This is a genomic window from Streptomyces sp. NPDC045695, from assembly GCF_056432025.1.
Map to the genome: position 1 here is coordinate 290,163 of NZ_JBWKJU010000004.1, position 10,960 is coordinate 301,122.

General features: G+C 69.5%; 11 protein-coding genes. 3 read left to right on the forward strand and 8 right to left on the reverse strand.

Features of this window, described 5'->3' with window-relative positions:
- Positions 1-56 precede the first annotated feature (56 nt).
- Positions 57-1,415, forward strand: a complete 1,359-nt coding sequence (locus AC07DU_RS10210; RefSeq protein ID WP_479110638.1) for a hypothetical protein — start codon at positions 57-59, stop codon at positions 1,413-1,415.
- A gap of 47 nt (positions 1,416-1,462) precedes the next feature.
- Here the strand turns inward: AC07DU_RS10210 and AC07DU_RS10215 are convergent, their stop codons facing one another.
- The gene (locus tag AC07DU_RS10215; RefSeq protein ID WP_479110640.1) at positions 1,463-2,095 is read right to left on the reverse strand and encodes a YceI family protein; all 633 of its coding nucleotides are present in this window, start codon (positions 2,093-2,095) and stop codon (positions 1,463-1,465) included.
- 273 nt (positions 2,096-2,368) lie between these two features.
- On the opposite strand from AC07DU_RS10215, the gene AC07DU_RS10220 reads away from it, so the two are divergent.
- Both AC07DU_RS10220 and AC07DU_RS10225 read left to right on the forward strand, forming a co-directional pair.
- The gene (locus tag AC07DU_RS10220) at positions 2,369-3,952 is read left to right on the forward strand and encodes an acyl-CoA carboxylase subunit beta (RefSeq protein WP_360894644.1); all 1,584 of its coding nucleotides are present in this window, start codon (positions 2,369-2,371) and stop codon (positions 3,950-3,952) included.
- A gap of 23 nt (positions 3,953-3,975) precedes the next feature.
- Entirely contained in the window at positions 3,976-4,176 is a 201-nt protein-coding gene (locus AC07DU_RS10225; RefSeq protein ID WP_360894641.1) for an acyl-CoA carboxylase subunit epsilon, read from the forward strand.
- A gap of 136 nt (positions 4,177-4,312) precedes the next feature.
- Here AC07DU_RS10225 and AC07DU_RS10230 read toward each other — a convergent pair whose 3' ends face one another.
- The 7 genes from AC07DU_RS10230 to AC07DU_RS10260 form a co-directional block, all read right to left on the reverse strand.
- The gene (locus AC07DU_RS10230; protein ID WP_073911148.1) at positions 4,313-4,900 is read right to left on the reverse strand and encodes a GTP-binding protein; all 588 of its coding nucleotides are present in this window, start codon (positions 4,898-4,900) and stop codon (positions 4,313-4,315) included.
- On the reverse strand, positions 4,881-5,438 hold the full coding sequence (locus AC07DU_RS10235; protein WP_360894639.1) for a DUF742 domain-containing protein: 558 nt from the start codon (positions 5,436-5,438) through the stop codon (positions 4,881-4,883). Before AC07DU_RS10235 ends, AC07DU_RS10230 begins: the two co-directional genes overlap by 20 nt.
- A 93-nt stretch (positions 5,439-5,531) precedes the next feature.
- Positions 5,532-5,945, reverse strand: a complete 414-nt coding sequence (locus AC07DU_RS10240) for a roadblock/LC7 domain-containing protein (protein WP_030037347.1) — start codon at positions 5,943-5,945, stop codon at positions 5,532-5,534.
- 10 nt (positions 5,946-5,955) lie between these two features.
- A complete protein-coding gene (locus tag AC07DU_RS10245) occupies positions 5,956-9,135 on the reverse strand; it encodes a sensor histidine kinase (protein WP_479030780.1) in 3,180 nt (1,059 codons plus the stop codon).
- Positions 9,136-9,428: 293 nt separating this feature from the next.
- Positions 9,429-10,013, reverse strand: coding sequence for a GTP-binding protein (locus AC07DU_RS10250; protein WP_266605322.1), 585 nt, complete (start codon positions 10,011-10,013; stop codon positions 9,429-9,431).
- Positions 9,994-10,386 carry a DUF742 domain-containing protein gene (locus AC07DU_RS10255; protein ID WP_360894633.1) on the reverse strand — a complete coding sequence of 131 codons (393 nt, stop codon included), beginning with the start codon at positions 10,384-10,386 and terminating at the stop codon, positions 9,994-9,996. The genes AC07DU_RS10250 and AC07DU_RS10255 overlap by 20 nt, the downstream gene beginning before the upstream one ends.
- Before the next feature lie 152 nt (positions 10,387-10,538).
- On the reverse strand, positions 10,539-10,952 hold the full coding sequence (locus AC07DU_RS10260; protein ID WP_030708442.1) for a roadblock/LC7 domain-containing protein: 414 nt from the start codon (positions 10,950-10,952) through the stop codon (positions 10,539-10,541).
- Positions 10,953-10,960 lie beyond the last annotated feature (8 nt).

Consider the following 10,960-nt stretch of genomic DNA (forward strand, 5'->3'; position numbering starts at 1 on the left):
TGATGCCTTATGTCCGTCTCACACGGGAAAGTTCCGGTTCGGGTAGCGTCGTGACTATGAGGACCAGGCTGATATCCGTGCGCTGTGGATCATTGCTGTCCGGTCTGCTGCTGGCCCTGTCGGCGGCCGCCCTCGCGGGCGCCCCGCAGGCGTCGGCCGCCACCGGGGTCGAAGCCGTGGCCCAGGCCCTCAAGGAGGGCCCGGTCTACGTCGACCCCAGAGCCGAGGCGCAGCTGCCCGGGGCCGAGGCGGACGCGCTCGCGAAGAAGATCAAGGACGCGGGGAAGCCGGTGTTCGTCGCCGTGCTGCCCGCGACCGCCGAGTTCCCGCCGGACAAGGTGTTCGGCGCCGTCCGCGCCCAGACCGGCATCACGGGGCTCTACGCGATCCGTCTCGGGGACGGCTTCAGCGCCCGCGCCGACCGGGCGGTCATGGCCCCGGACGCCGTGCGCAACCTCTCCGACGCGGTGAAGGTGGGGGCGCCCGACCCGGTGACCCAGCTCAACAACTTCGTGGACCAGGCGCTGAGCCAGGTCAGGGGCGGCGCTCCCGCTTCATGGGACAGCGCCGGTACGAACGGCGGCGCTCCCGTCGGCGGCCTGATCACGCTCGGCGCGGTGGCCGCGATCGGCGGCGGCGGCGCGTACGCGCTGGTCCGCCGCAACCGCAAGAGGAAGGAAGAGGCCCGGCGCGAGGCCATCGAGCGCCTGCGCGTCGTGGTCGACGAGGACATCACGGCCTTCGGTGAGGAGCTCGACCGACTCGACTTCCACCCCGGCGAGCCCGGCGCCGACGACCTCATGCGCAAGGACTACGAGCAGGGGCTCGACGCGTACGAGAAGGCCAAGCAGATCATGGCCTCGGTCCAGTACCCCGAAGAGGTCAGGGGGGTGACCCAGGCGCTGGAGGACGGCCGGTACGCCCTGGCCTGCCTGGACGCGCGCCGGCAGGGGCGGCCGGTTCCCGAGCGCCGCCCGCCCTGTTTCTTCGACCCGCGCCACGGGCCGAGCACCGAGGACGCCACCTGGGCTCCGGCCGGCGCGGCGGCCCGTACGGTGCCCGTCTGCACGGCGGACGCGGTACGGCTGCGCGACGGGCTGGACCCGGCGGTCCGCACGGTCGACACCGCGCACGGACCGCGTCCCTACTACGACGCCGGCCCGGCGTACGGTCCCTGGGCCGGCGGTTACTTCGGCGGCGGCATGCTGCCCGGCCTGCTCATGGGCACGATGCTCGGTTCGATGATGTCCAGCCCCGCCTACGCCTCGGACCTGGGCGGCGGCCCGGGCAGCGGCTTCGAGGGCGGGGACGTCTCCGGGGCCGACTTCAACCCGTCCGACTTCGGCGGCGGGGACTTCGGCGGCGGTGGCGGATTCGACGGCGGCGGAGGCTTCGACGGCGGGGGCGGCTTCTGACCGCCCCCTGGGGCCCGTAGGTCGCGGGCCCCCTCCGGATCCGCCGGTCAGGCCTGCTTGATGGCGGAGATGTCGAAGGTCAGCTTCACCTTGTCGCTGACCATCACGCCGCCGGCCTCCAGCGCGGCGTTCCACGTCAGACCCCAGTCGGAGCGCAGGATCTCGGCGGAGCCCTCGAAGCCGACGCGCTCGTTGCCGTAGACGTCCTTGGCGGAACCCGTGAACTCCAGGTCGATGGCGAGCGGCCGCGTGACGTCCTTGATCGTCAGTTCGCCGGTGACGCGGTAGGCGTCGCCGCCCAGCTGCCGCGCCTCGGTGGAGCGGAAGGTCATCAGGGGGAAGAGCTCGGCGTCGAAGAAGTCGCTGCCCAGCAGGTGGGCGTCGCGGTCGGCGATGCCGGTGCTGACCGAGGGGATCTTGACGTCGATCGCGGCCGTGGAGCGCGACGGGTCGGCGCCGTCCAGGTGCAGGGTGCCCTCGTGATCCGCGAAGGTGCCGCGGACGTTGGTGACCATGGCGTGGCGGACGGTGAAGCCGATGCTGCTGTGGGCCGCGTCGATGACGTAGTCGCCGGTGAGGGCGGCGAGCGCCGGGTCCACTTCCAGCGTGGCGACGGCGGCGTCGGTGGCGGTGGCGGTGGCGGTGGTGGTGTCCTGGCTGCGGCGGGTGAAGAGACCCATGGCTTCCTCCTCGGTAGTGTCCTGCGCGGGGTGTGCAGTTCTGTTGAATGTTCAACGACTTCAACGAGGATGACGCTAGACCCATTCCGTTCAAATTTCAACATCTAGGCACGGTGTCAGGTCTCTTTGTGGAAGTCCGACAAAGGACGACGGCCGCCTCTGGGGAAGTCCTCACATCTCCGGGTGGCACTGTGCGGGCCAGACAGCGGAACACTCCCGAGACTGTGCGGAATGAACGGAGGTTTTTCATGGCGATCTTCGTAAGGTCGGTACATGACCGTTGTGGACCAGACCCCGAGCGAGCCGACGGACGCCCGCGGGCGCGTGGCCGAGCTGCACTCCCTGCGCGAGCAGGCGCGTCGCGGCCCCAGTGACCGCGCGACCGAGGCCCAGCACGCCAAGGGCAAGCTGACCGCCCGTGAGCGCATCGCGCTGCTGCTCGACGAAGGTTCCTTCAAGGAGGTCGAACAGCTCCGCCGCCACCGGGCGACCGGATTCGGGCTGGAGGCCAAGAAGCCCTACACCGACGGTGTCATCACCGGCTGGGGCACGGTCGAGGGCCGCACGGTCTTCGTCTACGCGCACGACTTCCGCATCTTCGGCGGCGCCCTGGGCGAGGCCCACGCCACGAAGATCCACAAGATCATGGACATGGCCATCGCGGCCGGTGCCCCCCTGGTCTCCCTGAACGACGGCGCCGGCGCCCGTATCCAGGAGGGCGTCTCCGCCCTCGCCGGCTACGGCGGCATCTTCCAGCGCAACACCAAGGCCTCGGGCGTGATCCCGCAGATCTCGGTCATGCTGGGTCCGTGCGCCGGCGGCGCCGCGTACTCCCCGGCCCTCACGGACTTCGTGTTCATGGTCCGGGAGACCTCGCAGATGTTCATCACCGGCCCGGACGTGGTCCGCGCGGTGACCGGCGAGGAGATCACCCAGAACGGACTCGGCGGCGCGGACGTGCACGCCGAGACCTCGGGCGTCGCGCACTTCGCGTACGACGACGAGGAGACCTGCATCTCCGAGGTCCGCTACCTCATCTCGATGCTGCCCTCCAACAACCGCGAGAACCCGCCCGTCCACGAGACGAGCGACCCGGCGGACCGCCGCAGCGAGGTCCTCCTGGACCTGGTGCCCGCCGACGGCAACCGCCCGTACGACATGCACAAGGTCATCGAGGAGCTCGTCGACGAGGGCGACTTCCTGGAGATCCACGAGCGCTGGGCCCGCAACATCGTCTGCGCCCTGGCCCGCATGGACGGACAGGTCGTCGGCATCGTCGCCAACCAGCCCGCCCACCTCGCCGGCGTCCTCGACATCGAGGCCTCCGAGAAGTCCGCGCGCTTCGTCCAGATGTGCGACGCCTTCAACATCCCGATCATCACGTTGCTGGACGTCCCCGGCTTCCTGCCGGGCGTCGACCAGGAGCACGGCGGCATCATCCGCCACGGCGCCAAGCTGCTGTACGCGTACTGCAACGCCACCGTCCCGCGGATCTCGCTGATCCTGCGCAAGGCCTACGGCGGCGCCTACATCGTCATGGACTCCCAGTCCATCGGCGCCGACATCACCTACGCCTGGCCCACCAACGAGATCGCCGTGATGGGCGCCGAGGGTGCGGCCAACGTCATCTTCCGCAAGCAGATCGCGGACGCCGAGGACCCCGAGGCCATGCGCGTGCGCATGGTCAAGGAGTACAAGGCCGAGCTGATGCACCCGTACTACGCGGCCGAGCGCGGCCTCGTCGACGACGTCATCGACCCCGCCGAGACCCGTGAGGTCCTCGTCAGCGCCCTCGCGATGCTCCGCAACAAGCACGCCGATCTGCCGTCCCGCAAGCACGGCAACCCGCCGCAGTAACCGCGAAGGAGACCTGCCACCCCATGACCCACGCCACTGACACCCTGCTGCGCGTCGAGAAGGGCAACGCCGAGCCCGAGGAGCTGGCCGCGATCACCGCGATCCTGCTCGCCCGCGCCGCCGCCACCCCCGAGGAGACCGCGGTCCGTACGCCCCGCCAGGCCGGCTGGCGCCGTCTGGAGCGCACCCCGGGCTTCCGCGCCCCGCACAGCTGGCAGGGCTGAGCTCCCCGAGCCCGCAAAGGCCCCGCACCCCTTCCAGGGTGCGGGGCCTTTCGCCGTACCGGGCCGCGCGCGGAGCCCGCCCACGGCGAAGGCCCCCGCGCCGCGAGCGCAGGGGCCTGTCGGATACGAACGGCTGCTACCGCAGGCGCGCCATGAGGGCGTGCTCCACGAGCGTGATGAGCGCGCTCTTGGCGTCCGCGCGGTGGCGGGCGTCGGTGGTGATGATCGGGGCGTCCGGGCCGATCTGCAGGGCCTCGCGGACTTCCTCCGGGGTGTACGGCTGGTGGCCGTCGAAGCCGTTGAGGGCGATGACGAACGGCAGCCCGCTGTTCTCGAAGTAGTCGACCGCGGGGAAGCAGTCGGCGAGACGGCGGGTGTCGACGAGTACGACGGCGCCGATCGCGCCGCGGACCAGGTCGTCCCACATGAACCAGAAGCGGTCCTGGCCCGGGGTACCGAAGAGGTACAGGATCAGGTCCTGGTCCAGGGTGATGCGGCCGAAGTCCATGGCGACCGTGGTGGTCGTCTTGTCACCGGTGTGGGTGAGGTCGTCGATTCCGGCCGAGGCGCTGGTCATGACGGCTTCGGTGCGCAGGGGGTTGATCTCGGAGACCGCGCCCACGAACGTGGTCTTGCCCACGCCGAAGCCGCCCGCCACCACGATCTTCGCGGAGGTGGTGGAGCGGGCGGGAGCCGCTCCGCCGTTAGAGCTTGCGAAGTCCACTGAGCACCCTTTCGAGCAGTGTCACGTCTGGCTGGCCACCGGCAGACTCGTCGCCGCCGGGCTGATGAATGGCGACAAGGCCCGCCTCCGCCAGGTCGGCGACGAGGATGCGGGCGACACCAAGAGGAATGGAGAGCAGTGCCGAGATCTCCGCGACGGATTTGATCTCCTGGCACAGGCGGCAGATGCGCTGGTGCTCGGGCAACTGCCCTTGCAGACGCGCGGGATCGGCCGTGGTACTGACCAGCGCCTCGATGGCGAGCTGGTAGCGCGGCCGAGTACGGCCACCGGTCATCGCGTACGGACGCACCAGCGGGTTGTGGGCCTTCGGAGCCGGCTGCCGGGCAGCGCGCGGAGGCTGCTGCGGAGGCATGTGGGGCTGCTGAGGCTGCTGGGGCTGGCCGTACGGCTGCTGCTGGTAGGGGTTCTGCTCCGGCACCGGCCGGCTGGGAGCGGAGGGGAAGTTGAATCGGTTCTGGTCGTGCCCACCCTGCGGCTGCTGCGCGCCGCCATAAGGATGTCCTCCGGGTGTTGTCACGTTTCCTCCTCCGACTCCAAGTACGCAGTACTCCCTGTGGAACCGCGCCACCGCACCCTATGGTGCGATGGCGCGAAACGCACTGCCTGTCTGCTAGTTGAGAAGACTTCCTTGCAGCTCGGCGCGCAGGTCCGGGGTGAGGACACTGCCCGCACGATCCACCAAAAGGGCCATCTCGTAACCGACGAGGCCGATGTCGCACTCCGGGTGCGCGAGCACCGCGAGGGAGGAGCCGTCCGAGACGGACATGAGGAAAAGGAATCCCCGGTCCATCTCGACGACGGTCTGGTTGACGGCGCCGCCCTCGAAGATGCGGGACGCCCCGGCGGTCAGCGAGGTCAGTCCGGAGGCCACGGCCGCCAGCTGGTCGGCGCGGTCGCGGGGGAATCCGTCGGACATCGCCAGAAGAAGGCCGTCGGCGGAGACCACCACCGTGTGGGACACCCCTGGGGTGTTGTCCACGAAGTTGGTGATCAACCAGTTCAGGTTCTGTGCCGCCTGGCTCATCGGGCTCACACTAACGCTCCTGGTCATAGCTGTTACTTGACTGCTCAGATCCCGCGCTGCGTCCCTGCTGGACACCGCGCCGCAGGTTGCTCAACCTGCCGCGGACGTCCTCCGGAGCGCGGGAGACCTGGGGGCCGCCCTGCGGGGTCGTCTCCGCCGCGCCCTCGACCAGGTTGGCCTTGGGCACGCGCCGGGGAAGACCGGAGGGGGTGACCCCGCCCGCCTTCGGCTCACGGAGTTTGGCGGCCTGCTGCCAGCGCTCGTCGTTGCCCGAGCGCCAGGCGGTGCTGCCTTCCTTCTCCTGCTCCGGGGCCTGCGGTTGCTGCTGACGCGGCGACCGCTGCTCGAAGAGGGATCCGGTGGACTCCGCTTCCTGCTGTGCCGGCTGCCACTGCTGCTGGCTGCCGCGGCGCGGCAGGCCCGCTCCGGTCATCACATGACCGGTGTCGGCGGCGGCGCCCGGACGGTCGAAGCCTACGCGGTCCGGAGCCGGTTCGGGGACGGCCTGGGATTCCGATTCGGTCCCGTAATCCTGCTGGTAGCCAGCGGGATAGGCGTTCTGACCGGGCCACTCGGCCTGCTGCGACCGGGCTTCGTAGCCATTGTCGTAGCCCTGCTGGCCCGGCTGCTGATCCGGGTAGCCGTCTTCCGTATAGGCGTAGTCCTGCTGCGGGTACTCCTCGTACCCCTGCTGCGCCTGCTGGGCCTCGTACGGGGCGTCGTAGCCCTGCCCGGGCTGCTGCTCGTAGTCCTGGTACTGCTGGTACCCGTGTTCAGGCTGAGGTTCCGGATAGTCCTGGCCCTGGAACTCCTGCTGGCCCTGCGGATAGCCGGCCTGGGCCTCCAGCGCGGCCCGCCGCTCCTCGCGGACCAGGGAGCGTCCGACCGGGTCGAGACCCCGGCCGTCGGCGCCCTGCTCGTCGTAGCGGGAGTCGTCGAAGCCGAGCTCGGCGGCCGTGCGCAGCGGAGGCGCCAGCTGGGCCTTCTGCTCCGGGATGATCTGGGAGACCGTGAAGTCGTCCTCCGGGATGCCCTCGCCACCGCCACCGTGGGTGATGGCGTCGGGAAGCATGACCAGCGACGTGGTACCGGCGGCCTCGCCGGAGGGGCGCAGCTGGACGCGGATGCTGTGGCGGTCCGCCAGCCGGCCGACCACGAACAGACCCATGCGCTGCGAGATCGCGGCGTCCACGGTCGGCGGGTTGGCGAGCTTGTGGTTGATGTCCGCGAAGTCCTCGGCGGTGAGGCCGATGCCCTTGTCGTGGATCTCGACCATCACGCGGCCGTCCGGCAGACGGGTCGCGTTGACGCGGACCTTGGTCTGGGGGGAGGAGAACGTGGTGGCGTTCTCCAGCAGCTCGGCGAGCAGGTGCACGAGGTCGGTCACGGCCTGGCCGTGGATCTCGGCGTCGGAGACGCCCGAGAGCTCGATGCGCTCGTACTGCTCCACCTCGGAGGAGGCGGCGCGCAGGACGTCGACGAGGGGGACCGGCTGGTCCCAGCGGCGGCCCGGCTCCTCACCCGCGAGAATGAGGAGGTTCTCGCCGTTGCGGCGCATACGGGTGGCCAGGTGGTCCAGGCGGAAGAGGTTCTCCAGCTGGTCCGGGTCGGCCTCGTTGTTCTCCAGGTCGGTGATGAGGGTCAGCTGGCCCTCGATCAGCGACTGGTTGCGCATGGAGAGGTTCGTGAAGATCGCGTTGACGTTCCCTCGCAGGAGCGCCTGCTCGGCCGCGAGCCGTACCGCTTCCCGGTGGACCTGGTCGAAGGCGCGGGCGACCTCGCCGATCTCGTCCTGGGAGTCGATCGGGATCGGGTGGACGCGGGTGTCCACCTTGCCCGGATCGGTGCGCGAGAGCTGGTCGACGAGCATCGGCAGGCGCTGCTCGGCGATGTCGAAGGCGGCGGAACGCAGGCGGCGCATCGCGCGGCCCATCTGGCGGGCCATGAGGCCGGCCAGGATGAAGGCGGCGAGCAGGGCCACGACCACGATGGCGCCGTTGGTGATGGCGTCGGTGCGGGCGTCGTCGGAGACCGCGACGGCGTCCTTGACGGCCTTGTCGAGGAGTTCCTTCTCGATCTGGTCGTAGCCGTCGAACTTGGCGGTGGCGGCGGCCTGCCAGGCCAGCGCCGTGGTGCCGTTCTCGGCCAGCTTCTTCTTCGACTCGCCGCTGGCTATCGCCTCGGTCATGCCGGTGAGCACCGAGTTGTTGGGGCCGCCGGTGGGCGGAGCCTTGAAGACGGTGCCGCTCTGCTCGGCCTGGCGCTTGGCCTCGGCGAGCTTGACGGCGCCTTCCTTGGACTTCTCGCCCATGACCTGCTTGAGGCGGTTGACGTCCTCCTCGGTGCCCGCCGCGACGTACTCGCCGATGGCGATTTCCTCGAGGTAGGCGTACGAGGAGAAGGCGACGAGCTGGCTCTTGCGGATCTCCTCGTTCGTGCTCGGGCGCACCAGCAGGTGGGTGCCGACGGAGCGCTGCAGCGAGTTCGCCGCCTTGGCCAGCTGGATCGCGTAGACCATGCGGCCGTACGAGGTCACGTTGCCGGTGCCGAGACCGAGCTCGTTGGCGAACTGCATGAGGTAGTGCTGGACCAGCACGTAGCCCTCTTCGGTCGGGATGGGGCCCGGCGCGGAGGGGAGGTTCTTCTTGGGGGTCTCGGCCGCCGCGAGGTACGCGGAGTCGCGGACCAGCTTGAGCTTGGGCTCCTCGTCGCGGAAGAGGTCCAGACGCCGTTCCAGGCCCTGGTTCTTCGGCATGTCCTGGACGGCCCGGTCGAACTTCACCTTGGCCGCGTCGGTCACGCCGCGGGCCTTGGTGACGGTCTCGCTCTTGGTGTCGCCGCTCAACAGCGGCTCGGCGGTGAGGTCGCGCTCGTTGAGCAGGGCCTGGCCGTACTCCGAGGCGGCCTGCACGACCCTGGCTATCTGCTCGGCGTCCTTGGCCTCGTTCCAGGTGTCGATCGAGCCCTTGACCTGGAAACCGCCCATGACCAGCCCGACGAGGGCGGGCACGAGCAGGATGGCGTTCAGCTTGGTGGGCACGCGCCAGTTGCGGGGGGCGAACCGGCTGGAGCTCCCGCCCTTCGCGGGTGGGTCCACGGGCACGTCGACGGGCGACGCGGCCGCTCGCGGCGGCGGGGTGAAGTTGCCGCGCGCGGGTTCATCCGCGGGGCTTGAGTTGCTTCGCCTCACTCGACCAACAACCTCTCGGCGGTGCTACTAGCTAGTTCGTTGAATTCCAGCACGGTTAACGGCCGTGTTCCAAACAGTTGAAATCGGCCACCGGCAGATGCTTATGCCCCACATAATTCGGACATAAAGAGCGTCTTACGGCAAAAATGGGGGCAGTTGTGAACGCAGCGGTACCAACCGAACGCGCCCCGTTGCCAAGTGGCGTCAATTCTCTGTCGAAACGTTATGAACGACAGGGGCGGGCCGTGTCGTAGGACACAGCCCGCCCCTCCCGCGCGTCATGTGAAACCGTGTTACTTGAGCCGCGCCATGAGGGCGTGCTCGACGAGCGTGATGAGCGCGCTCTTGGCGTCCGCGCGGTGGCGGGCGTCGGTCGTGATGATGGGAGCTCCGGGGCCGATCTGCAGGGCCTCGCGGACTTCCTCCGGGGTGTACGGCTGGTGCCCCTCGAAGCCGTTGAGGGCGACGACGAACGGCAGCCCGCTGTTCTCGAAGTAGTCGACCGCGGGGAAGCAGTCGGCGAGACGGCGGGTGTCGACGAGCACGATCGCACCGATCGCGCCGCGGACCAGGTCGTCCCACATGAACCAGAAGCGGTCCTGGCCCGGCGTACCGAAGAGGTACAGGATCAGGTCCTGGTCCAGGGTGATGCGGCCGAAGTCCATGGCGACCGTGGTGGTCGTCTTGTCACCGGTGTGCGTGAGGTCGTCGATGCCCGCGCTCGCGGACGTCATGACGGCTTCGGTGCGCAGCGGGTTGATCTCCGAGACGGCTCCGACGAACGTGGTCTTGCCCACGCCGAAGCCGCCCGCCACCACGATCTTCGCGGAGGTGGTGGAGCGGGCGGGAGCCGCTCCGCTAGATGTTCCGAAGGCCACTGAGCACCCTTTCGAGCAGCGTTACATCCGGCGTGCCGCCGGCCTCTCCATTGCCCGGCTGGTGGATGGCCACCATTCCGGCCTCCGCCAGGTCGGCGACGAGGATCCGGGCGACACCGAGCGGCATCGACAGCAGTGCGGAGACTTCGGCGACCGACTTGACCTCGCGGCACAGAGTGCAGATGCGCTGGTGCTCGGGGAGCAGGTTGGACAGGTGCATCGGATCCGCGGTGGTGCTGACCAGCGCCTCGATGGCGAGCTGGTAGCGGGGCCGGGTCCGGCCGCCGGTCATCGCGTACGGACGCACCAGCGGCTGGTCGCCTTCCGAGTACGAGTCTCCGTACGAGTCGGGATAGGCGGGGGGCGGGGTCATTGATCCTCCGGGCTGGACAGCAGTGGTCAGCGTGCCGTCTGACGGGGCGGCCGGTGGGGGGGACTGTATGACGGCCTGGCGGGGGTACTGGATTCCGGGGGCGGGGCCCCGGTCTCCCGGCCGGCAGTACCGTCCGGCCGGGAGGGGGGAAGTCAGCCGAGCAGGCTGCCCTGCAGTTCGGCGCGCAGGTCCGGGGTGAGGACACTGCCCGCGCGATCCACCAGAAGAGCCATCTCGTAACCCACGAGGCCGATGTCGCACTCGGGGTGCGCCAGTACGGCCAGCGAGGAGCCGTCCGAGACGGACATGAGGAAGAGGAATCCCCGGTCCATCTCGACGACGGTCTGGTTGACGGCGCCGCCCTCGAAGATGCGGGAGGCCCCGGCGGTCAGCGAGGTCAGCCCGGAGGCGACGGCCGCCAGCTGGTCGGCCCGGTCGCGGGGGAAACCTTCGGACATCGCCAGAAGGAGTCCGTCGGCGGAGACCACCACCGTGTGGGACACCCCTGGGGTGTTGTCCACGAAGTTGGTGATCAACCAGTTCAGGTTCTGTGCCGCCTGGCTCATCGAACTCA